At 49.1% G+C, this 24,000-nt stretch carries 14 protein-coding genes; 12 read left to right on the forward strand and 2 right to left on the reverse strand.

Annotated features, from left to right (window positions below):
* Positions 1–55: 55 nt before the first annotated feature.
* Complete coding sequence (locus tag Q1Y74_RS02940; protein ID WP_300812230.1) at positions 56–388, reverse strand: hypothetical protein; 333 nt, start codon at positions 386–388, stop codon at positions 56–58.
* Positions 389–425: 37 nt separating this feature from the next.
* Complete coding sequence (locus Q1Y74_RS02945) at positions 426–1,283, reverse strand: AraC family transcriptional regulator (RefSeq protein WP_300812231.1); 858 nt, start codon at positions 1,281–1,283, stop codon at positions 426–428.
* A 307-nt stretch (positions 1,284–1,590) separates the two neighbouring features.
* On the opposite strand from Q1Y74_RS02945, the gene Q1Y74_RS02950 reads away from it, so the two are divergent.
* The 12 genes from Q1Y74_RS02950 to Q1Y74_RS03005 all read left to right on the forward strand — a co-directional run bounded on the left by Q1Y74_RS02950 (position 1,591) and on the right by Q1Y74_RS03005 (position 24,000).
* Positions 1,591–4,125 carry an alpha-L-arabinofuranosidase C-terminal domain-containing protein gene (locus tag Q1Y74_RS02950; RefSeq protein WP_300812232.1) on the forward strand — a complete coding sequence of 845 codons (2,535 nt, stop codon included), beginning with the start codon at positions 1,591–1,593 and terminating at the stop codon, positions 4,123–4,125.
* A 395-nt stretch (positions 4,126–4,520) separates the two neighbouring features.
* Positions 4,521–6,161: an alpha-L-fucosidase gene (locus tag Q1Y74_RS02955; RefSeq protein ID WP_300812233.1), complete on the forward strand. Its 1,641-nt coding sequence runs from the start codon at positions 4,521–4,523 to the stop codon at positions 6,159–6,161.
* A 324-nt stretch (positions 6,162–6,485) separates the two neighbouring features.
* Positions 6,486–9,650 (forward strand): TonB-dependent receptor, encoded by a 3,165-nt coding sequence (locus Q1Y74_RS02960; RefSeq protein WP_300812234.1) that lies wholly within the window; start codon positions 6,486–6,488, stop codon positions 9,648–9,650.
* 10 nt (positions 9,651–9,660) lie between these two features.
* A complete protein-coding gene (locus Q1Y74_RS02965; protein ID WP_300812235.1) occupies positions 9,661–11,601 on the forward strand; it encodes a RagB/SusD family nutrient uptake outer membrane protein in 1,941 nt (646 codons plus the stop codon).
* A complete protein-coding gene (locus tag Q1Y74_RS02970) occupies positions 11,595–12,821 on the forward strand; it encodes a DUF5000 domain-containing lipoprotein (protein WP_300812236.1) in 1,227 nt (408 codons plus the stop codon). Before Q1Y74_RS02965 ends, Q1Y74_RS02970 begins: the two co-directional genes overlap by 7 nt.
* A gap of 11 nt (positions 12,822–12,832) precedes the next feature.
* Positions 12,833–14,083, forward strand: coding sequence for a DUF4998 domain-containing protein (locus Q1Y74_RS02975; RefSeq protein WP_300812237.1), 1,251 nt, complete (start codon positions 12,833–12,835; stop codon positions 14,081–14,083).
* A 16-nt stretch (positions 14,084–14,099) separates the two neighbouring features.
* Positions 14,100–15,998: an arabinan endo-1,5-alpha-L-arabinosidase gene (locus tag Q1Y74_RS02980; protein WP_300812238.1), complete on the forward strand. Its 1,899-nt coding sequence runs from the start codon at positions 14,100–14,102 to the stop codon at positions 15,996–15,998.
* Between the two features lie 186 nt (positions 15,999–16,184).
* Positions 16,185–17,954, forward strand: a complete 1,770-nt coding sequence (locus Q1Y74_RS02985) for a hypothetical protein (RefSeq protein WP_300812239.1) — start codon at positions 16,185–16,187, stop codon at positions 17,952–17,954.
* A 25-nt stretch (positions 17,955–17,979) separates the two neighbouring features.
* Entirely contained in the window at positions 17,980–21,528 is a 3,549-nt protein-coding gene (locus tag Q1Y74_RS02990) for a glycosyl hydrolase (RefSeq protein WP_300812240.1), read from the forward strand.
* 51 nt (positions 21,529–21,579) lie between these two features.
* Positions 21,580–21,966: an L-rhamnose mutarotase gene (locus tag Q1Y74_RS02995; protein ID WP_300812241.1), complete on the forward strand. Its 387-nt coding sequence runs from the start codon at positions 21,580–21,582 to the stop codon at positions 21,964–21,966.
* Between the two features lie 88 nt (positions 21,967–22,054).
* Positions 22,055–22,609, forward strand: a complete 555-nt coding sequence (locus Q1Y74_RS03000; RefSeq protein ID WP_300812242.1) for a hypothetical protein — start codon at positions 22,055–22,057, stop codon at positions 22,607–22,609.
* A gap of 122 nt (positions 22,610–22,731) precedes the next feature.
* Positions 22,732–24,000: an amidohydrolase gene (locus tag Q1Y74_RS03005; protein WP_300812243.1), complete on the forward strand. Its 1,269-nt coding sequence runs from the start codon at positions 22,732–22,734 to the stop codon at positions 23,998–24,000.

Below are 24,000 nucleotides of genomic sequence, written 5' to 3' on the forward strand. Positions count from 1 at the left end.
TGACATGGCTGTTTCCGCTTGCTTCCAAAATAGGAGAGATCGGGATGTATGACTTTCATAAATATGCAGGAAAACCGCTTTGGAATGCAGGAATTATACGTTTTGTGACATGGACAATGCTTGTTTTTTCTGCGGACATTGCTTGTCCCGTGCTGCCACAATGCTTGCACGGTTCGGCACCCATGCTTGTGCGGAGCAATCGCAATGCTTGTTGTTGTGGAAAACTTGCCTTCGGGGAGCGGAAAACACCGCTTGTCCGCCTTCTTCCGCCCGCTTTTTCTTCTCTTTCAAATGTAAGGATTTCGCTATTCTGCTGATGGGTAGCGGAATAGGCTCTTGCTTCTTCGTTTTTCCGTACCGGCCTTTCCTGCGGGTCGAAATACGCCATTCTCGGGCGGTAGGAAATGCAAAGTGTCAGAATGTCATCAGTGATAGGAGTGGCGGTATTCCTGCGGGGTGACGCCCGTCAGCTTCTTGAACAGGCGGTTGAAGTAAGAGTAGTCGTCGAATCCCAGTGTGAAGGCCACGTTCTTCACCGACATTTCGTCGGTGACCAGTATCAGCTGTGCCTTTTCAATCTTCTTCTGGTTGATGTATTGCAGGGGGGTGATGCCGGTCTCCTGCTTGAAGAGGCGGATGAAGTGGTCCTTGGACAGGCAGGTGTCATTGGCCAGCCCGTCCAGCTCTATGCTTTCGTAGATGTGGTTGTGTATGTAGCCGAGTGCTTTTTCTATCCGTTCGTCCTTGTTCCGGACTTTTTCCTGCGCCCGCTTCATGAAGTGGGACAGCAGTTGGTAGACGATGCCGCGCGACTCCACCTTGTCGCAGAAGGCGCGCTGTTTGTTCTTCAGTACATTCTGCATCAGTGTGGGGTCGTTGTCATACGACGTAGGGTCCGACTTGGGCAGGCGCATGTGCGGGTTGATGGTGCAGAGGCGCTTGATGAGGGCCAGGTCCAGTTCGCCTGCGGGGATTTCTATGGGAAAGTCCCATTCGTCCAGAATGCTGCTTCCCTGTTGGTGCTCTTCGTAGATGTGCAGGTAATAGTGGCAGAAGTATGCGTTGCAGATGTAGCTGTGGCTGGTGAAAGCCGGGATGAAGTACATGTGGTTGGGCTTCAGTTGGAAGATGCCTGTGGGAAGTTCTATTTGTGCGTAGCCTTCGGTCACATAGTAAAGGCGCATGAAGGGGCTGTTCACGTTCTTCCAGTTCCAGTCTGCGTTGTGTATGGCCAGGCCAACGTTCAGAACCAGCGGGTGCAGTTGGTCGATGGATATGCTCATGGCTTCGGTTGTTGGTTTAAGGATAGGGTAAAGATAGGCTTTCTTGCTTTATTGTCAAAGCGAATGTCGATATATTTCCATCGATTGCCGATAATGTCGTGTGTTTGGATGGTTTTAGTCATGCTGATGCCGATTTTATGCAGTGATTGGTCGGAATAATCCTACGCAATTTGCGCTTTTATTGCTATTTTTGGGGTGGAATTTGCAAGAGAGAGAATCTGTTGATGTTCCTTCCGGCCCGACGGCCGGAAAGAGGAAATGTACATGTTTGACCTTTGACTTAAAAACACATCATTTAGTTTCTGCCATGAAAAAAGTATCTGTCTATTTGTGCGCCGCGCTCCTGTCGGGGCTGGGCGCCTGCCAGTCGCCTGAGCCGGACATGACTCTGAATGTAGACCTGGCTTCGCATGAGGCGGACTTTCCGTCCACCATGTATGGAATCTTTTTTGAGGAAATCAACCACGCCGGCGACGGCGGGCTCTATGCGGAGATGCTGATGAACCGCAGCTTCGAGGAGCGGGTACTGCCCGAAGGCTACCGGGTGGAGAACGGGGAACTGGTGGCTCCTTCCGTGATGAACCACATGGCCGGCCGGCCTACACCGGGCCGTTATCGTTGGGGCACCGACCCTTGTCCGGGCTGGGAGCTCTCCAGACAGGGACAGGCTGAGGCCGACATGCGGCTGGTGACCGACCAGCCCAATTTCGCAACGGCTCCCACTTCGTTGCAGGTGGATGTAAAGCGGCTGGACGGAGGTGTCTCGTTGGTCAACAAGGGCTATTGGGGCGTAGCGTTGCAGAAAGACGCTTCCTACAACCTGCGCATGTACGTCCGCAGCCCGAAGGCAGAAGGGCAGCTGGCCGTGCGCCTGTTGGCCTCCGATGGCCGCGAGTTGGGGAAGAGCAGTTTCGACCTTCGGGCCGACAACCGGTGGCACGAGTATAAGGCAGCTCTGACGGCTGCCGACACGACTACCGCCGGCCGCCTTGCCATCGACCTGCCGGCGGAGGGAACCTATTATTTTGACTATGTCTCCCTCTTCCCGGCTGAGACCTACAAGAACCGCGAGAACGGAATGAGGGTCGACGTGGCCCGTATGCTGGAAGGGTTGCATCCGGCGTTCATCCGCTGGCCGGGAGGCTGCATCGTGGAAGGCATTACGTTGGTGAACCGCGTGGAGTGGAAGAAAACGTTGAGCGACCCTGCCGCCCGTCCGGGGCAGTATGACACTTGGGGCTACCGCAACACCTACGGCTTCGGCTACAAGGAGTTCCTGCAATTCTGCGAAGACATAGGAGCCAAGGGCATGTACGTGTGCAACGTGGGCATCTCCTGCCAGGCACGCAGCGGCGAGGCCTGCACGGACAAGGAAGCCGAGGCCTATCTGCAAGATGCGCTCGATGCCATCGAATATGCCATCGGCGATACGGACACCCGCTGGGGAGCCGTACGCGCCAGTGAGGGACACCCCGCCCCCTATCCGTTGGCTTATGTGGAGATAGGCAATGAAAACTCGGGACCCGTCTACGACCGTCGTTTCGACATGTTCTACGGGGCCATCAAAGCCAAATATCCCCAGTTGACCCTTATCTCCAACCACGGGCTGGGAGGCGTCGGCACAACCTGTCAGCCGGATATGATAGACCCGCACTGGTATGTGGAACCCGAATATTTCTTCAAGAATGACAGCATCTTCGACAAGCACGAACGGGGCAAGTACGACGTCTACGTGGGAGAATATGCCTGCAACCAGGGTGTAGGCGGCGGAAACATGCTGGCCGCTCTGAGTGAAGCCGCCTTCATCACCGGCATGGAGCGCAACTGCGACTTGGTGAAGATGGCGTCTTATGCGCCGTTGCTTGAGAACAGGAACGACCGTGGCTGGCCGACGAACCTGATATGGATGTCCAACCATCAGGTGGTGGGCCGTACCTCTTATTATGTCCAGAAGATGTTTGCCGAGAACAAGCCTACCTATAACCTGAAACTGGAGGGCAGCGTAACGCCGGAGGCCATCGAGCCTTTTGTGGATAAGGACGGATATGTCGGCGTGGGAACCTGGAGCACGCAAATCCAGTTCCGCAACCTGAAGGTGACCGACGCTGCCGGAAAAGCGATGGAAGCCGACCTGGCAGACTCGCTGCAATGGGAGGCGTTGCGAGGCGAGTGGACACTGGAAGACGGTGCCTATACGCAGAGCAGAAATGAAAACCGTACGGCCCTGATTTGGAAGGCGGGCAAAGCCGGGCCGGGAAGTACCGTTGAGTTTGAGGTGAAGAAGCTGGGCGGACAAGAAGGTTTCCTGTTCTATCTGGGTTTGGAAAATGCCGACCTGAAGAGCGGATACATGCTCAATGCCGGCGGATGGGGAAACACGGCAACCGCCATCGAAAAACTTCAAAACGGCGGGTCGTCCGTCTTCTCGGAGCAGATAAACGATTGTTTGGATGAAGGAAACTGGCATAAGGTGCGTGTTCGCATCGCCGACAACGGGGCCGACTATTATCTGGACGACAAACTGATACTGTCTCATCAGAATGGTCCGCTGAAGCGTAAGTTCTATGTAGCCGGCTATGACGAGGCTGCCAATGAAGTGGTTTTGAAAGTGGTCAACGCTTCCGACCGTCCCAGCCTTGCCCAAATCAATCTGAACGGAGGCGATGTCAGTCCTGTGGGACGTGTAATCACGTTGAGTGCCGCTTCCAAACTCGACGAGAATTCTTTTGAGGAGCCGCTGAAGATTGTTCCTCAAGAAACGGAATACGACGGTTTCGCTTCTTCGTTCCAGTATGAATTCAAACCCAATTCGGTCAACATATTAAGAATAAAGAAAAAATGACGGCCGGACAGAGAACGGAAGACAAATGATTTGAGATGATGAATCTCGGCAAAGTGTCGCTTGGGGCACGGGTTGCATGATGCTTGTGGTTATATACCTTATTATTGTGTTGTATCATGCAATTCCGTGCCCGATTGTTTTAGGAAGGCGTTGGACCCAGGTCGAGGGAGTTTGAGGAGGCGGAAATGAGGCCGTTTTAAGCTTGATAGCGCAAATTTGCCGATATGTTACTATTAGTTGTCGATATTGTCGCATTTATGCGATAGATTATCAGTTCAATAGTCGATTTTGTACGATAGGAGACCGGGATAGTCCTATCTGATTTATAATCTTATTCCTATCTTTGTACCAGAAAGAAATAACGCTTGTATATTAACCCTAAAGGATTGTTACTTATGAAGAACAAAATTCTGTTATTGTCATTGTTGTTTTCTGCCAGCATCGCTTCGGCGCAGACCTATCAAGTACCCGTGTCGGAGGCGGACGAGCCGATGGCAACGGGAAAGTTCGAGCCCACGTGGCAGTCGCTGGAAAACTACGAGGTGCCCGAATGGTTCCGCAACGTGAAGTTCGGCATCTGGGCGCACTGGGGGCCGCAATGTGTCGAAGGCTCCGGCGACTGGATGGCACGCAGCCTCTACATGGAAGGGACCAATGAGTATAACCACCACGTGAAGAACTACGGACATCCGTCCGAGGTGGGCTTCAAGGACATCATCCCTCTGTTCAAGGCCGAAAAGTGGGACCCCGACAAGCTCGTAGGGTTCTATAAGAAGATAGGTGCCCAGTACTTTTTCGCCCTGGGCAACCATCACGACAACTTCGACCTGTGGAACAGCCAGTACCAGCCGTGGAACTCGGTGAACATGGGCCCGAAAAAGGATATTCTTGAAGGTTGGGCCAAGGCAGCCCGCAAGCACGGCCTCTATTTCGGCGTCAGCCTGCACGCCGACCATGCCTGGAGCTGGTACGAACCTTCGCAGCGCCACGACACGAAAGGCCCCAAGAAAGGCATCCCCTACGACGGCAAGCTGACCAAGGAAGACGGCAAGGGCAAGTGGTGGGAAGGTTACGACCCGCAGGACCTCTACGCCCAGAACCACCCCATGAGCGAGAACAGTTGGGACAACGGCATGATTCACAGACAGTGGGCCTGGGGCAACGGAGTCTGCATCCCCACGCAGAAGTACGTCACCAACTTCTACAACCGTACGCTCGACGTCATCAACCGCTACAATCCCGACTTGCTGTACTTCGATGTGACGGTAGCCCCGTTCTATCCCATCAGCGACGCCGGACTGAAGATAGCCGCCCACTTCTACAACCACAGCATGGCCACCCACAAGGGCAAGCTGGAAGCCGTCATGTTCGGCAAGATACTCGACGAGAACCAGCGCAAAGCCCTGGTATGGGACGTGGAACGCGGCGCGCCCAATGAAATCGTCGCCGAGCCGTGGCAGACCTGTACCTGCATCGGCGGCTGGCACTACAATACCTCTATCTACGAGAACAACGGCTACAAGTCTGCTGCCAACGTAGTGAAACTGCTGATGGACGTAGTCAGTAAGAACGGCAATCTGCTGCTGAGTGTCCCCCTGCGCGCCGACGGTACGTTCGATGAGAAAGAAGAAGCCATCCTCAATGAGTTTGGCGACTGGATGAATATCAACAAGGAAGCCATTTACGACACCCGTCCCTGGAAAGTATTCGGCGAAGGCCCCATTGCCAGTGCCGACATCAAAATCAATGCCCAGGGCTTCAACGAAGGATCTTACGGACAGGCCACAGCGCAGGAGATCCGTTTTACACAAACCAAAAAATACCTATATGTCACCGTTCTGGCATGGCCCGAGAATGGTAAAGTCACTGTGAAATCCCTCTCTACCGGCAACGAACTCTACCCCGACGAGATAAAGAAAGTCGAACTGCTGGGCTACGGCAAAGTGAAGTTCACCCGCACCTCCGCCGGCCTGGAAATCGAGCTCCCCGCCAAACGGCTGAACGAGATTGCGCCGGTGTTCAGAATCAGGAAATAATACAGTTTATTAAGGTTTAAAGATTGGTCGGCCATGAAGGCCGGTTCGGCAGGTATCTCCCGGTCCGGAAGCCATTGTGCTTCCGGCAGGGAACCAACCTGTTGAAGCCGTGTCCGGAATATGCGTCGATAGCCCTCTTTATGTCTTTTTCGCGAGGAGACATAATACGATGTGTAGTTTTATATAATAATGATTGTCAGGTAAATAAAGGTTGTTTTAGCGAATGTTATGTACATAATGAATAACGTGTGAAGGGTAAAAGGAATTTAAGGAATAAAGAAGTTTTTAGGATAACATTTTGAAGAGAATATAATAACTAATGCCATGAGAAAGAAAATTCTTTTGATTTTATGTGTGTTGTTAAGTGCTCCGTTAGGAACCTATGCCACAGAGCGGGTAAGTGGTGCCGATGAAGCCAACGTTATAGAACAACAGAAAAAGGAAGTGACCGGAACCATTTTCGATGAAACTGGTGCTCCGGTAGCAGGTGCCACGATTATCGTCAAAAACTCTACGCGAGGTTGCATTACCGATATAGACGGTAAGTTTACAATCTCTGTCAGTGTAGGCGACGAACTTGAAGTTAGCTTTTTGGGCTATCAGACGGAAACTATCAAGGTCGGCTCGGCCAAGAACTACGAAGTCCATCTGAAACAGAAAATCGATGAATTGGAAGAAGTGACGGTTGTGGCCTTTGCCAAGCAGAAGAAAGAGAGTGTCATCAGTTCCGTTACCACAGTGAAACCTACCGAACTGAAAGTACCGGTCAGCAACCTGACCAATGCCCTGGCCGGAAGAATGTCGGGTGTGATAGCCTATCAGACCAGCGGTGAGCCGGGCAACGACGATGCCAGTTTCTTCATTCGTGGTGTTACGACATTCGGCTATGCCGCCAGTCCGTTGATCCTGATTGATAACGTCGAACTGACTACGGCCGACTTGGCACGTCTGAATGTGGATGATATTGCCAGCTTTTCCATCATGAAAGATGCTACGGCTACAGCCTTGTATGGTGCTCGTGGTGCAAACGGTGTCATTCTGGTAACGACTAAGGAAGGACGTGAAGGTAAGGCTTCGGTAAATGTACGTGTGGAGAACTCCATATCGGCTCCTGCCCGAACTATCGAATTGGCTGACCCGATAACTTACATGCAGCTGCATAACGAAGCCGTTCGTACTCGTAATCCGTTGGGAGTATTGCCTTATTCACAGTCGAAAATAGACAATACTATCAAAGGCGTCAATCCTTATGCCTTCCCTGCCGTAGACTGGTATAGCGAAATGTTCAAGGACTACACCATGAATCAGCGTGTTACTGCTAATATCAGTGGTGGTGGTACTGTTGCTAAATACTATATTGCAGCTTCTTATTACAAAGACAACGGTGTGCTGAATGTGGATAACCAAAACGATTTTAACAGTAACATCAATTTACGTCAATATACGGTTCGTTCGAATATCAACATCAACCTGACCAAGACGACGGAAGCAATTATTCGTGTAAACGGTTCGTTCGATGATTACCGTGGTCCGATTGACGGTGGTGATGCTTTGTACAATAAAGTAATGAAAACCAGTCCTGTATTGTTTCCGAAAACTTATCCCAATGTAGGAGAATATGCAGGTAATACTCATATCATGTTTGGTAATTATGGAGACGGAAGTTATATTAATCCTTATGCCGATATGGTGAAAGGTTACAAGGAGTACAACCGTTCCTCTATTGTAGCTCAGGGAGAGTTGAAACAAAATCTGGACTTCATAACCAAAGGCCTGAGTGTCCGTGGACTGATTAGTACTACCCGTTATGTTTATTCGGACGTGTCGCGTTATTACAATCCATATTATTATGGCTTGGGTGCTTACGATCAGGCAAATGATACTTACAGTCTGACATTACTTAATCCTGAAGGTGGTACTGAATATTTGAATTATAATGAAGGAGCCAAAGATGTGACGACTACCAATTATATGGAAATAGCAGCCAACTATAACCGTGAGTTTGGAGCACACGGTGTAAGCGGTTTGTTGGTGTTTACCCGTCGTACACAGCAGAATAGTAACGCCGGTGATTTGCAAGCATCCTTACCGTCGAAAAATCAGGGATTGTCTGGGCGTTTTACTTATTCGTACGATCAGCGTTACTTTGCAGAATTCAATTTCGGTTACAATGGTTCCGAACGTTTTTCCAAGAATGAACGCTATGGTTTTTTCCCTTCATTCGGTCTTGGTTATCTGATGTCGAACGAAAAGTTCTGGAAGCCGTTGGAAAATGTAGTCAATAAATTAAAGTGGAAAGTGACTTATGGATTGGTGGGTAACGATCAGATTGGTGATGTAAACGACCGTTTCTTCTATCTGTCCAACGTCAATATGGATGACAGCGGAAAAGGCCAGGACTTTGGTACTAACTGGGGTAATCATATTAATGGTATCACTGTCACACGCTATGCCAATGAACTGATTACATGGGAAACCGCTCATAAGGCTAATTTCGGTATTGAGTTAGGATTGTTTAACAAACTTGAAATTCAGGCAGACTTGTTTTATGAAAAACGAAATAGTATTCTGATGACCCGTTCTTACATACCTTCTACAATGGGTCTGACTGCCGCAGTTCGTGCCAATGTGGGAGCTGCTTCGGGTAGAGGTATTGATTTGTCGGCCGATTATTCTCATTCCATCAACAAAGATTTGTGGATTACTGGTCGTGCCAATTTTACGTATGCAACGAGTCGGTACGAGGAAGTTGAAGAGCCCGATTATGTAGGTGCAGGTACTCCGTGGCGTAGTCAGGTAGGTCAGAATCTGAGTCAGCGTTGGGGCTTTATAGCCGAACGTTTGTTTGTAGATGATGAAGACATAGCCAACTCGCCGACACAGAACTTCGGTGACCGGGTAATGGCTGGAGACATCAAATACAAAGATATTGATGGTGACGGACAAATTACGGAAGCGGACAAAGTTCCTATTGGTTATCCAGCTACTCCGGAGATTACATACGGATTTGGTGTTTCTGCCGGATATAAGAACTTTGACTTGTCTGTATTTTTCCAAGGAAATGCGCGTACTTCATTTTGGATAGATCCTAAGGCTATTTCTCCTTTTATCGATACAGACAGCGATGCTTCTTTGTCTTCTAATGCTTTGTTGTCCGTGATTGCCGACAACCATTGGTCTGAATCCAACAGAAACATTTATGCATTCTGGCCACGCTTGGCAAACGAATTGATATCCAATAATATTCAGGATAGTACCTGGTGGATGCAGGATGGTTCTTTCATGCGTCTGAAGTCCTTGGAAATAGGATATACTTTACCAGAGCAATGGACAAAAAAAGTTCGTTTAGGCAATGTACGTATCTATTTGAGTGGAACGAACTTGTTGACTTTCAGTAAATTTAAGCTTTGGGATCCGGAAATGGGAGGTAATGGCCTTGGATATCCTATCCAAAGGGTATATAATATCGGTTTAAACGTAAATTTCTAAAAACTGCAGTATGAAACTTAAGAGTATAATATCTTTGCTGATAGCCGGATCTCTTTGCGGATGTTCGGACTATCTGGATGTTGTTCCTGACAATATAGCTACAATTGATATGGCATTCAATAATAAAGTGAATGCCGAAAAATATTTGGCTACCTGTTATTCGTATGTTCCTTTGTATGGAGCTTTGCGCGATAATCCGGGACTGACGGCTGGAAATGATGTGTGGTTCTACACGATGGAAGACCAGTATTTTGACAACAAGTGGTCTTTTGGCATAGCCAATGGCTTGCAGAATGTAAACGACCCTTTAAATAACTATTGGGATGGCGGTTATGGTGGTAAGGCTTTGTATCAGGCCATTCGCGATTGTAATATCTTTATTGAAAATGTATCAGATCGTAGCCGCGTTGTTGATTTGGAGGAAACTGAACGCAGAAGATGGCTTGCTGAAATAAAAGTAATGAAGGCTTATTATCATTTTTATCTGTTACAGCTATATGGCCCTATTCCCATTGTTGATGAGAATTTGCCTATATCAACTCCAGCCGATGAAGTTCGGGTGATGCGTGATAAGGTAGAGAAGGTGGTCGATTATATTGTGAACTTGATTGATGAATCGGTGGGTGATTTGCCGTTGAAGATAAATAGTGAGGCTACCGAATTAGGACGTTTGACACAACCGGCAGCTTTGGCTATTAAAGCTAAGACTTTACTGCTTGCTGCAAGTCCTTTGTTTAATGGCAATACTGACTATGCAAACTTTAAAGATTGGGATGGAGAACCTTATTTCCCACAAACTTACGACATCAATAAGTGGAAGCTTGCAGCTGATGCTTGTAAAGAAGCATTGGACGTAGCTTTGGAAGCTGGGCATGGTTTGTATGATTTTAAAGAAGAAACCTTTTCCAATCTACCGGAACAATTGATCTATTCAATGAATGTTCGTCAGGCAGTAACTGAACGTTTTAATAAAGAATTGGTTTGGGGATGTGGTAAATCTTGGACTTATGACTTGCAATGCAATTGTCAACCCAAATTGTTGTTGTCGCAGGCAGCCAAACAGTTTACTTGCAAGAGCCTGTATGCGCCGACATTGGATATAGCAGAAATGTTTTACTCGAAAAATGGGGTGCCTATTGATGAAGATGTGGATTGGGTGGCGAACAGTAACGATTATGCAACTCGTTACGAGCTACAGACTGCTACGGAAACCGACAAGTATTTCATTAAGCAAGGATATACAACAGCCAAATTACACTTCAATCGGGAACCGCGTTTTTATGGAACATTAGGATTTGATGGCTCAAGTTGGTACGGTCATGGCAAAGAAGATGCAAACGATATGTATTATATTGAAGCTAAAAAAGGACAGGTTAGTGGAATGGCAATGCTCTCTCTGTATTCTATTACGGGATATTATGCAAAGAAACTGGTTTATTATAAGAATATTATTTCAGAAACTTCCGATGTTATCGAGGAATATCCTTTCCCGATTGTTCGTTTGGCCGATTTGTATCTGATGTATGCCGAAGCTCTGAATGAAGCGACCGATAATGGAGAATATGTTCCACAAGAAGTATATGATAATATTGATATTGTGCGCGAACGTTCCGGTTTGGAAGGAGTGGTGGAGTCGTGGAAGAAATATTCTATAAATCCGAATAAACCTTCAACAAAAGAGGGTATGAGAGAGATTATCCGTAAGGAAAGACAGATTGAATTGGCTTTGGAAGGTTCACGTTATCATGATTTACGTCGTTGGAAATTGGCGCGTGATACTTATAATAATGCTGTTGTTAAAGGTTGGAGTGTCGATCAGGAAGCTACCGAAGATTATTATGTACTTCAAAGTATTGCCCAAATGAAATATTCGCAAAAAGATTATTTGTGGCCGTTGAAGTATGATGATATAATTATTAATCCGAATTTGAAACAAAATCCGGGATGGTAAAAGTAACAGGAGGATTAAAAATGAAAAATATCTGTTTATTGGGACTGATTATGATAGTCTCACTGATGAGTTGTAAAGAAGATGATTTGCACGTCCCTTATGGACCAAATGATAATGTACCTCCCGGAAAAGTGGAGATTCTTTCTTATACTCCGTTGGCTGGAGGAGCTGAAATAAATTTCCGTGGTCCGGCTGATGAAGATTTGATGTACGTTGTTGCTAAATATACATTAGCATCCGGACAAGAAATGGAAAGTCGTGCTTCGGCTTATTCCAACAAATTGTTAGTGGAAGGATTTGGTGATACAGAACCGAAAGAGATAACTTTTTATGCGGTTGACCGTATGGAGAATGCCGGTGAAACAACTAAATATACCATACAACCTTTAACACCTTCTTATTTAGAAGCATACAATACATTGGAAACTTCTGAAACCTTTGGTGGTATAGCGGTTACAATGGAAAATCCTTCAGCAAGTGATTTGACAGTAGAAATCATTACGACCGATTCACTGAACCAGTGGACTACAGCTCAAACGAATTATACTTCGGCTAAAAATATCAGTATCACTGTGCGCGGATATGAATCTGTAGAAAGAGTATTCGGAGTGATTGTAAGAGACAGGTGGGATAATTCTACTGATACGGTGTTTACATCTGTAATACCGTGGGAAGAATATGAGTTGGATAAAAATAAATTTCAACAAGTGATTTTGGATAATGATATTCCGATGAATGCATGGGGGCATTGGATGGCAAAAATATGGAACGGCTCGCATAACTATGGTGATGGGGGAGATATGGCTCATTCGCCTCAGGAAAATTCTACGATGCCCATCTGGTTCACATTCGACTTAGGTGTAACAGCACATTTGAGCCGCTATCTGTATTGGCAGCGTTTGGATGATGACTATTTGTATCAGCACGGTAATATGAAAGAGTGGGAAGTCTGGGGACGAGCTGACAAACCATCACAGGATGGTAGTTGGGATGGCTGGACTTTGCTTACTACTTGCGAGAGTTATAAGCCTTCAGGACTTCCGGTAGGACAATTCTCGAACGAAGATAAAGAGTATGCTACAGCTGGTGAGGAGTTTATGTTCCCTGTTGATGCTCCGGCGGTCAGATACATTCGTTTCAAAGCTTTGAGCACATTTACAGGAGTTGCGTTTATTCATCTGATGGAAGTGACTTTCTATGGTATTCCGGTTGAAAATTAAAAGGTAGTGTTATGAAAAAGATATATTTATTGATATGTGTACTTGTAAGCCTGCTTTCCTCTTGTGGCGATATGCTTGAGAATATCCAGCCGTATTTGGACAAAGGTGAAAAGATTTATGTGGGAAAAGTCGATTCTTTGGAAGCTTTTTCGGGTAAGAACCGGATTTTATTGAAGGGACTGTACATGTATGGCGTAACACAGAAGAAGTGTGTCGTCAGTTGGTATTCGCAGGACAATGAATTGCAGCAAAAGGAATTGGAAGTGAATCGTGTGGAGAGTGTGGAACCGTTTGAAGCTATGATTGACAATCTGGATGAAGGCCAATACGAATTTACTATTGTGACTTACGATGCACAAGGCAATTCCTCCATTGAATCGATTATCGAAGGTTATGCTTATGGCGAATTATATGAAAGCAACCTGACTAATCGTCGTATGGATCAGTTTGTGGTAGACGGTACCGATATTGTAATCACCTGGCGTCCGGCAGACGACGCTTTGAAGAGTGAGGTCTATTATACTGGTTTGGACGGTGAAGAGAAGATGATCGAAGTGCCCATTGCCGAAACACAAACCCGCATTACCGATTGTGCTTACGAAGGAAGCATCCGTTGGCGGACGGTATATTTACCCGAAACTGATGCCATTGATGAGTTTTATTCGGAATATGATGAAGAGACTTATTCTTTCTATGTAGAAAGAGAACTGGATAAGTCTAAATTCAAGGAAGTTATTCTGCCTGGCGACATGCCGATGAATGCCTGGGGCAAAAGCATGAGCAACATGTGGAACGGCGAGTATTCGTACGATGTGGATGACATCAACCACTCGAATGATTTCAGCGAATTGCCCATCTGGTTCACGTTCGATCTGGGTGTCGTGTCCAATCTGACCCGTTTCATCTTTTGGCAAAGAAGCTATGACTTGGTTGATGGAACAGTCTACCTGTACAACAAAGCCAACTTCAAGAAGTGGGAAGTATGGGGATGTGAAGAAACTCCTGCTGAAGACGGAAGTTGGGACGGATGGACCAAACTGGCAACATGCGAGATTACGAAACCTTCCGGATCACCTCTCGGCACTGTGACTGATGAAGATATTGAGGTTGCCAAGGAGGGACACGAGTTTATTTTCCCAGAAGGTTTGCCGGCTGTCCGCTACATTCGATTTAAACTACTGGAGAACTTTGGCAATATGTCGTCCTGTTATGTAAAGGAAGTGACATTCTATGGAGTGGTAGATCCGGCATCTGCTCAATAAAAATAGAAACTATACCATGAAAACCTTTTTATACATCATTTTGTCAGGCTGCATGCTCCTTTTGGGGGCATGCAGTGACAAGGTGGAAGTGGTGGAAGATGTCGTAATAGCAGTTGATAAACCTGTAGTGGAGGACATCACTTATAGCTCTGCCCGGGTCAGTGTTACGATATCTTCTTCTGCTCCTTCCATTACCGAAAGAGGAGTCTGTTATAGCACGGCTCCCAATCCGAACACATTGAGCAACGTGGTGAAATACACTGGCACCGAGGACAGTTTCTCCGTCACACTGGAGGAACTGGCGGTGAATACGATGTACTACGTCAAGGCATACGTTATTGACAAGGAGTCCGGACTGGTTTATTCCGAAGTGCAGACCTTCTCAACTCTCGACCCCGGTATCCCCGACGAACTCGAAAACTACGAGCCGCCTACTTATTCGGACGACTATACGCCTATTGCCGACTGGATCAACCACGACCAATGGAATCTGGCCAATGTGCACGATCCCACAGTCTTCAAAGCCGAAGACGGTTACTACTATATGTATCAGACCGATGCTTCTTATGGTGGTGCTGCCGAGAAGGGCGGAGGGCACTTCTATTGCCGTCGCTCAAAGGATCTGGTCTATTGGGAATACTTAGGAGGCTCTATGCCAGAGGTTCCCGCCTGGGTGAAAGAGAAACTGAATGAATACCGCTCTACCTTGGGACTTGATCCTATCGAATCGCCTAATTATGGCTATTGGGCACCTGTGGCGAGGAAGGTACGCGACGGGCTCTACCGTTTGTATTACTCCATTGTGATTGACAATCCGATTGAGCCGGACCACAATCCGGAGGCATGGGGCGAACGGGCTTTCATCGGATTGATGGAAACTTCCGACCCGGCTTCGAACGTATGGCAGGACAAGGGCTTTGTGATATGCTCGTCGTCGGACAAGGGTACCGACTGGTATCATAATCCCAACGACTATTGGAGCGGTTACTTCAAGTGGAATGCGATAGATCCTTCTTACATTATCACGCCCGAAGGCCAGCACTGGCTGGTGTATGGCTCATGGCACAGCGGAATAGCTGCCGTGGAACTGGATCCCGAAACGGGAAAGCCGGTCGAAGCCCTTCCGTTGCCTTGGGGAACGGCTGACGACATCGTTCCATACGGTACTACCATTGCCCGCCGCAACGACTCGCGCTGGCAGGGTTCCGAAGGACCGGACATTGTCTATCGCGACAATTATTACTACCTGTTCCTGGCTTACGATGCGGTAGATGTGCCTTATAACACCCGCGTTGTGCGTTCTACCAGCATTCTGGGGCCTTATTATGGCATCGATGGTACGAATGTGAGCGAGGCCAGTGGGGGAGAAGCCTTCCCGTTGGTGACTCACCCATACAAGTTCAGCGATAGCAATGGCTGGGTAGGCATCTCGCATTGCTGTGTATTCAGCGATGAGGCCGACAACTGGTTCTATGCCTCACAAGCGCGGTTGCCCAAAGACGTACCGGGCATCAATGCATCGAATGCCGTAATGATGGGGCATGTTCGTCGTATTCTTTGGACAGAAGACGGATGGCCGCTTGTGATGCCCGAACGCTACGGTGCCGTTCCCGACATTCCCGTCGAGGAGTACGAATTGGCCGGAAACTGGGAGTATATCGAACTGAAATATGAGTATGGCACCCAACAGACTTCAGTCAGACTGACTTTGACTGCCGACCATAAAGTGACTGCCGGTCCGTGGGAAGGCAAATCGTGGAGCTTTGACGAGTCGAAACAGATGCTATTGATTGACAATGCTGTCAAGCTGTACGTCGTGCGCGAAGTCGATTGGGAACGCCAGCCCCGTACACATACCATTGTCTTTGCCGGATACGAAGGCCAGACAACCCACTGGGGCAAGAGGAACAAGTAAAGGCTCCTCTTGCTGCCCTGCGGGGTGTAGCTGTATGAACGTATTGGGACAGGTATCTGCATGGCTTGTGAACGACACTTGCGATTCATATGTTCGACACTTGCACGGCTCAGCAGAATAAAATGGCTCAATTAGTGTATATAGTTATATGATTAAAAAAACTACGTAAATAGAATATAAACATCTATGTGTAAGAAATACTTGTTTACTTTTCTGTTTCTTTTCAGTGTTCAGCATTTAATTGCCCAAAACTCCCTGCCCTACATCCTCGATATGGTTCATAACAATCCGGGTGAGAAACCTTATGTGACCAAATACAACGACCCGGATTTTCTGAAAAGCCAGGGTTTTACGGGAGCCGTTACGCACTGGCACATCAATTGCGCCATTACGTACGACAATTATCGGAAGAACCTTTTGCCGCAAGGCGAGGAGCGGGAATGGATTGAGTCACGTGCGGCCGACATCGACCGGAAGCTGGCCGAATTCCATCGGGCAGGCATAGCCGTTTATCCTTTTACCGACTTTATAGTCTTCCCCCGTTCGGTGTGGAAGGAGTACGGTGGCGAGATTACCGGGCAGGGAGCTGTTGTCGGGACCGGAGGTTCGGACGAACGAGCCCGTAAGCCCGACTTGCAAAGCAAGCGGACGCAGGAACTGCTCGTAGCGCAGATTGACGGAATTTTCCGTCGTTTCCCACAGTTGGACGGACTTACCTTGCGTTTTGGCGAAACTTATCTGCACGATACGCCCTATCATATGGGAGGCAGTCCGATCCGTGTGGGCGAGGCTGGTATTGAAGACCATATTCTGTTGCTGAACATCTTGCGCGAGGAAATTTGCGTGAAGCACAACAAGAAACTCTTTTATCGCACTTGGGATTTCGGTTACAATTTTCATACCAATCCACAGTATTATCTGGCCGTTACCGAACGGGTAGAACCGCATCCCAATCTCATCTTCTCCGTCAAGTACCAGCAGGACGACTATCATCGCATGACGCCTTTCAATCCAACGTTGGGTATCGGCCGACATCAGCAGATTGTGGAGTCGCAGTCGCGCATGGAGGCTTATGGCAAGGGGGCGCATCCTTACTATACGGCCAAAGGTGTCATCGAAGGTTGGCCGGAAACAAGGTATGAGATTGAGTTTGGCCGTCACTGCTTCACGGGCAGGCTGAACGAAGCCGGTGCTCCGCGGGGCATCCGCGACATACTGTCTGGCGACCAGTTGCAGGGAGTCATGACATGGTCCAACGGAGGCGGTTGGCAAGGGCCTTACATCACACACGAGATTTGGACCGACCTGAATACATACGTGGTGTCACATTGGGCGCAGAATCCTGCCTGCACAGAGGAGGAACTTTTCCGCGCCTTTACCGACAGCCTCGGGCTGGATGATTTCAATGCCGACCTTTTCAGGCAAATTGCCTTGCTCAGTGTAGAGGGTGTGCGGAAAGGACATTGCAACAGTTATACCTGGAATGATGTCTGGTGGACGCGAGACGAATTCTTCAGTGCTGTCGCCAACGCGCCGATAGTGAACGATATGCTGAAGAACAACCTTCAAGATAAGGTCCTGGCAGAAAAACGTGAAGCCGTAGCCATCTGGCAGCAGATAGAGGCACTCTCGCAGCAGTTCTGTTGTACCGATGCCGATTTGCAGGAAGCTGTAAGGGTGTCTTGCACCTATGGACGTATCAAGTACCAGCTGATAGAACAGATGTGGCGGCTGATGCTGGAAGAAGGCCGGTATCGGCTTGGGCAGCCGATGGATATGAAAACTGTGGCTGAAGTCATTAACCGTTACGACGGCTTGTGGCAGGAGTGGAGGGCATTGAAGCTGTCCAGCCGTTGGTGTGCCACTCTTTATACCGATATGGCTTTCCGCAATCAGAAGAAAGGCAGCATCGGTGAACTGGTCGATGCGTGGAGAGAGCGGATAAGTAAAGATTGAAATCTGATAAAGAAGATAAGAAATTATGAAAAGGGCTGCTCTGTATGTTTGTTTATGTATGCTGGGGTTCGGAAGTATGTTTTTGTCATCCAATGCCCAGCCGCTTCCGTCATACGAGGAATATGTCGGGTTGAGGTCGGGGTTTGCCAATCCTCCGCGTGGGTATGGCAATGTTCCTTTTTATTGGTGGAATGGTGATTCGCTGAAGTACGAGCGTCTGGTTGAACAGCTATCTCTTTTGGACGATGCTACGACGGATGGTCTTTCCGTCAGCTACATTCATACCCATCCGCTGGTGGATGTTGAAATCAATGCGCAAGGGTATGGTAGTTTCGGCCGTGCCGACGCAGGTATTCCAGCCTTTTACTCGGAAGAATGGTGGAACCTGTGGAATCGATTCTCGGGTGAGTGTGCCCGTCGCGGGATAGGCCTTGGAGTGGACGATTATGTGGTAGGTTGGGCTGGAAACGGCTTCTATGTAGATGAAGTCCTTCAGTCGGAGGAATTCCGTGATTACCAGGGACGCTTGCATTGCCGCAGTTATTCCGTGGCGGCTGGCGAACGGTTGGAGGCAGATGTGCCCCAACATACACTGCTGGCTGTTGCCTATCCCGAACAAACCAATCTGACCGATTGTGTGAAATCGGGAAAGCTGGAATGGACGGCTCCTACCGGTAAGGACTGCAAAGTATTTATCATTTCCACCTCTGCTTCGCCAGAGTTGCATCCCGACTACGGCAAGCGATTGGTTGAGGCTTATTTCAACCGTTTCGAGGAGAAACTGGACGAACAGGGACGGAAAGGACTGAACTACTTTTTTCAAGACGAATTGCATTACGACTTAAACCTCTATTCCTGGTGCGAGGACATGCGCGGCGAGTTCCTGAAACGGAAGGGGTACGATGTGCTTCCCTACCTGCCTGCTTTATGGGAACATGTAGGCGAAGTTACTCCTAAAGTGCGTTTGGATTATGCCCAAGTGGTGACGGAACTGGCCGAAGAACGTTATTTTAAACCCATTTTCGACTGGCACAACGAGCGCGGACTGATATACGGCTGTGACAATAATGGCCGCGGACTTGAACCTTTGCAGTATCTTGATTATTTCAGGGCCATCAGTTGGTATACCGCTCCGGGCAATGATGCTCCTGCCCGTGGCTCCAGTTATCGGCAGACTAAAGTCTCCAGCTCGGTGACGCATCTGTATGGCCGTCCGCGCACCTGGTTGGAAGCCTTTCATAGCATGGGATGGGACAGCAACGGCGAGTGGCTTACCTCTCAACTGGATCTTCACCTCATAGCAGGCGGCAATCTGCTTTGCCTGCATGGACTCTATTACTCCACCCACGGTGGCTGGTGGGAGTGGGCTCCACCTTGTTTTCATTTCCGTATGCCTTATTGGCCGCACATGAAGCGTTGGCTGAAGTATGCGCAGCGCATGTGTTTCCTGCTGAGTCAGGGCAGCCATGTGTGCGACATTGCTGTGATGTACCCCACCGAATCGCTGCAGGCATATCCGGACGCACAGGTGGATAATTTCTGGAAAGTGGCTGACTTATTGGGTGAACACGGACTGGATTACGATTTTATCGATTATCAATCGCTGCAACGGGCAGAGGTGGATTCCGGTATTCTACGTATGGCAGACGAGGAATACAAGATATTGGTCTTGGCCGACATGCGTGCCATGCACCACGAAACGTTGCAGAAGGTTTATGATTTCTATAAACAGGGCGGCATCGTCTTGGCTGTCGGGACTTTGCCCGAGGCTACAACCTTGACGGGCGAGAAGAATAGCGAAGTCAGTGCGATGTTGCAGGAAATGTTCGGAAGCAACGGTCGTCTGTTGTCCGATGCCGACCGGATGCCGGAATTGGTGATTTCGTTGCTTGCCGTTCCCGATTTCCGGACCTCGGACGGCAAAGGACGGGTGCTCCATCGGCGGGTGGGCAATCAGGATATCTATATGGTGATGAATGTCCGTAAGGGGGAAGAAGTGTTTTTCAGAAGCAAAGGACGGCTCGAATGCTGGAATGCGAAGAACGGTCTTTGTTCGCAAGTGCCCATTCTCCGACAGACTAAACAGGGCACATGGATCAGGTATGATGCCGAATATAACGAGTCGCAGCTGTTTGTCTTTTCTCCGGGTGAAGCGGTCTATGCAGGTTCGGAAGGACCGGAATATCGGCTGGCCGATGAAACTTTGCTTGACGGTGATTGGGACGTTGAGTTCCTGCCTACTATGAACAACAAGTGGGGAGACTTCCGTTTGCCGGCTGCCGATGAATGTATAGGTCCCGAGGTACGTCAGTTTACTTACCGGTTCATTCCGGCAGACGAGCGGTTTGCGGCAGATACGGAGATGGAGGCTGACTGTTCCGCTATCTATGGCTATGCCCCCTACATGGAGACTGTAACCCTGCCCGATACGGTTTCCTGGCATTGGGGCTGTTTGGCCGGAATACCCGATTGCTCTTGGGAGCCTTATTGTTATTCATGGCAATATGGTGTATTCGATCAGCCGGGCAGTCAGGGCTATCACGGGCTGAAAGGGAAGGTGGACAACTGTTTCCTGATTTTGGACAAAGACGGACTGCAACTCTTCAGAACGCAGGTTTATGTTCCTGCCGACGGCGTGTATCGGATTCGGCAGGAAGGCGAGGAACCCGGCTATTGCTATCTGGACGGAGAACTGCTGGAGACAGAAAAGCCGGTTCTGACAAAAGGCTGGCACAGCTTGTTGCTGGTCTATGAGCATACTCCGAAGGGCAGTTACGTATTGTCCGAAAAGAAGAGCAACAGCATCGACACCCGCAAGCGCAGTGCGGTCGTGTTTTATCCGGAAAACTGCCTTGCTCCGAAAGAGAACAATCCCTACGACACAATTGTGGCCATGAAGTGGTATCGGACGGGATATCTTCAGTATAGCGTACAGGGTGGCAGTAAAGGGGTGTGGGCATTCCGTTTCCAGACGGCTCCTGGTACGGAACGGATGACGATAAAGCTGAAAGGGAAAGTGCGGAGACTGTGGATAGACGGCAGCCAAGTTTCGTTACGTCGGCTGAAACAGACGGCAGCAGATTCTTATTTGCTGGATTTTGGCAAGAACTACTCGTCCGGCATCTGTATGGTGACCATGACGGTCGAACCGGAGCCGGGATTTGTCGGCGCTGCCTGTTTTGCAGAGCCGGTTAAGTTGGATTGCAGGGGTGGTAAGATGCCCGTGGGCAATTGGGCCGGTTATGGTGCTCTGAAGTTCTATTCGGGCGGTGTCATTTATCGGAAGGAAATCCGTATCTCGGAAGAAACTTCCCGGATGAAGACTGTTCTTGATTTGGGAGGTGTGAATGCTACCTGCGAGGTTCGGATAAACGGCAATCCGGTGGATGTGCTGATGCAGTCTCCTTATCGGTTGGACATAAGCGACTGGCTGGTGGCAGGCGATAACCGATTGGAAGTATTGGTTTACAGCACCCTTTCCAATCATTATCAGACTATTCCTTCGGCATATCGCGGCAAAACGGTATCGGGGTTGCTGGGACCTGTGAAAGTGATTCGGTACGAAGAGAAATGAAATGGTTTTATGTAAAGAAATAAATGTATAAATTTAAACAAATATAGATGTATGCAGAATTGTCAAGGTTATAGAACGAAAGAATATGCAATGCCGGTCAAACGATATTGTCAGACGTTGAATTTAAAAGATAATCCGACTCTGATAGCAGAATACCGACGGATACACAGTAAAGCGGAAGCTTGGCCAGAAATACGTGAGGGCATTCGTTCCATAGGAATTTTGGAAATGGAAATGTATATTTATGGTAATCGGGTTTTTATGATTGTTGAAACACCCTTAGATTTCGATTGGGAGGTGGCAATGGAACAGCTTTCCCATCTTCCTCGTCAACAAGAGTGGGAAGACTTTGTGGCTCGTTTTCAAGATTGTCTCCCTGGCTCTACGTCTGCCGACAAATGGAAGTTGATGGAACGGATGTTTTATTTATACGAGTAATTGGTTTGTGTTGAATGATGAGTTCGGGAATTAACCGAATTGAATATAGAGGGGGCATACTTGTATGAGTTAAAGCGAAAGATGTTTTGTGTATGCTCCGCAGTGGCAATGGAATTACCAGCCGCGCGAAGCTTATTTTTCCCTTCGGGAACGTCCGGGCTGGCTGCGCCTAAGGGCTTTCCGGCCTTTGGAGACCGACAAACTGCTGAAAGCCGGAAATACGCTGACGCAGCGGACATTCCGCAGCAAGGAAAATGAAGTGGTGGTCAAGTTGGACATTGCCCATCTGGCCGATGGACAGAAAAGCGGGCTTTGTCATTTCTCTTCGCAACATTCGGCTGTCGGCGTGGTGAAGGACGGAGGGAAATGTTTTCTGGAGTATCGGAAAAACGATGAGGTGACGAGAGGCAGACTGATTGAAACCCGTTACATCTGGTTGAAGTCCAGTTGGGGACTGGACGGACTTTCCCGTTATTATTATAGCCTGGATGGCGATGTGTTCCATCCGTTGGGTGTTCCTTACCAGATGGTGTGGGGAAACTACCGTGGTGACCGCATCGGAATTTACTGCTTCAACAATAAGGAGGACAAGGGCTTTGTCGATGTAGATTACGTGCATTATTCGACTGATGCCAGTCATTGATATCCCTCGGTTTTACCGCCTCTCCACATCGCCAATCGGGGATTTGCGTAAAAAACGATGGGGTGCTCGTGGAGAAGCGGGTGAAAAGCGTATCTTTGCAACAATTCTAAATCGGTACGAATATGGCAGCCATTCATCAACTCATTGTGCGGAATGCTTCGCTGAAGGGGCAATCCGTGGACTTGTACATAACGGGCAATCGGATTTCCCGCATCGTTCCCCATCCGTCGGCATCAGTCTCCAGTCCCGACAGCCCGGATGCGGTGTGTGTGGACGCGCAAGGGATGAGCGTATTCCCGGCGTTCTACAATACCCACAACCATGCCGCCATGACGCTCCTGCGCGGCTATGCCGACGATTTGCTCCTGATGGAGTGGCTGGAGAAGCACATCTGGCCTGCCGAGGCCCGTTTTACGGACGAGCACATCCGTGTCGGTGTAAGGCTGGCCTGCCTGGAGATGATCAAGTCGGGCACGGTCTTATTCAATGACATGTACTGGAAAGAGGAGGTGGCGCTTCCGGTCGTGGAGGCTATGGGGCTGCGGGCCGCGCTGGGTGTCTTGCTCATCGATACGCAGGACAGCCGGGAACAGGAGCGGAACTTCGGCCTGCTGGAACAGTTTGTACCGAAGCCGGACGGACGGGTGTCGCTTGCGGTTGCTCCGCATTCTGTCTATACCGTGAGCGGGGAACTGCTGCGCAAGAGTGCCGAAGCTGCCCGACGCAACGGACAGAAAATCCACATCCACCTGTGCGAGACGCAGGGTGAGGTGGAGAGTTGCCTGAAGCAGCATGGCTGCACGCCGGTTGCCTATCTCGACCGGATGGGCTTCCTGGGAGACGACGTGATAGCGGCCCATGTGGTGCATGTGACGGACGAGGATATCCGTCTGCTGGCCGAGCGGGGAGTGACCGTCGCGCATTGTCCGGTCAGCAACATGAAGCTGTCTTCGGGCATTGCCCCGGTGCAGAAAATGCTGGAGGCCGGCTGCCGTGTGACGTTGGCCACCGACGGCTGTTCGTCCAACAACAACCTGGACATGCGGGAGGAAATGAAGATAGCCGCGCTGTTGGCAAAGGTTTCCAGCGGGCCGCAAGCCTTGCCGGCGGGCGAGGTGCTGCGTATGGCTACGCGTGCCGGGGCCGAAACGTTCGGTTGGGATGCCGGTGCGGTCGAGGAGGGGCGCCTTGCCGACTTAATCCTGGTGCGCAACGACCGTGCCTGTATGACGCCCATGTTCCATCCCGAAAGCAACTGGGTCTATGCGGCGGACAGCTCGCTGATTGATACCGTCATCTGCGACGGCCGCATGCTGATGCAAGGGCGCAAGGTGGAAGGCGAGGAGGAAATCCTGGCCGATGCCCGTCGCATAGCCGCCACGCTTCGCTGA

This window comes from uncultured Bacteroides sp. (assembly GCF_949298305.1).
In the GTDB taxonomy this organism is placed as follows: domain Bacteria; phylum Bacteroidota; class Bacteroidia; order Bacteroidales; family Bacteroidaceae; genus Bacteroides.

Bases quoted from the DNA above. Each gene is read 5' to 3' on its own strand.
- Q1Y74_RS02940 (WP_300812230.1), bottom strand. From the start codon at position 388: ATGGCGTATTTCGACCCGCAGGAAAGGCCGGTACGGAAAAACGAAGAA.
- Q1Y74_RS02945 (WP_300812231.1), bottom strand. From the start codon at position 1,283: ATGAGCATATCCATCGACCAACTGCACCCGCTGGTTCTGAACGTTGGC.
- Q1Y74_RS02950 (WP_300812232.1), top strand. From the start codon at position 1,591: ATGAAAAAAGTATCTGTCTATTTGTGCGCCGCGCTCCTGTCGGGGCTG.
- Q1Y74_RS02955 (WP_300812233.1), top strand. From the start codon at position 4,521: ATGAAGAACAAAATTCTGTTATTGTCATTGTTGTTTTCTGCCAGCATC.
- Q1Y74_RS02960 (WP_300812234.1), top strand. From the start codon at position 6,486: ATGAGAAAGAAAATTCTTTTGATTTTATGTGTGTTGTTAAGTGCTCCG.
- Q1Y74_RS02965 (WP_300812235.1), top strand. From the start codon at position 9,661: ATGAAACTTAAGAGTATAATATCTTTGCTGATAGCCGGATCTCTTTGC.
- Q1Y74_RS02970 (WP_300812236.1), top strand. From the start codon at position 11,595: ATGGTAAAAGTAACAGGAGGATTAAAAATGAAAAATATCTGTTTATTG.
- Q1Y74_RS02975 (WP_300812237.1), top strand. From the start codon at position 12,833: ATGAAAAAGATATATTTATTGATATGTGTACTTGTAAGCCTGCTTTCC.
- Q1Y74_RS02980 (WP_300812238.1), top strand. From the start codon at position 14,100: ATGAAAACCTTTTTATACATCATTTTGTCAGGCTGCATGCTCCTTTTG.
- Q1Y74_RS02985 (WP_300812239.1), top strand. From the start codon at position 16,185: ATGTGTAAGAAATACTTGTTTACTTTTCTGTTTCTTTTCAGTGTTCAG.
- Q1Y74_RS02990 (WP_300812240.1), top strand. From the start codon at position 17,980: ATGAAAAGGGCTGCTCTGTATGTTTGTTTATGTATGCTGGGGTTCGGA.
- Q1Y74_RS02995 (WP_300812241.1), top strand. From the start codon at position 21,580: ATGCAGAATTGTCAAGGTTATAGAACGAAAGAATATGCAATGCCGGTC.
- Q1Y74_RS03005 (WP_300812243.1), top strand. From the start codon at position 22,732: ATGGCAGCCATTCATCAACTCATTGTGCGGAATGCTTCGCTGAAGGGG.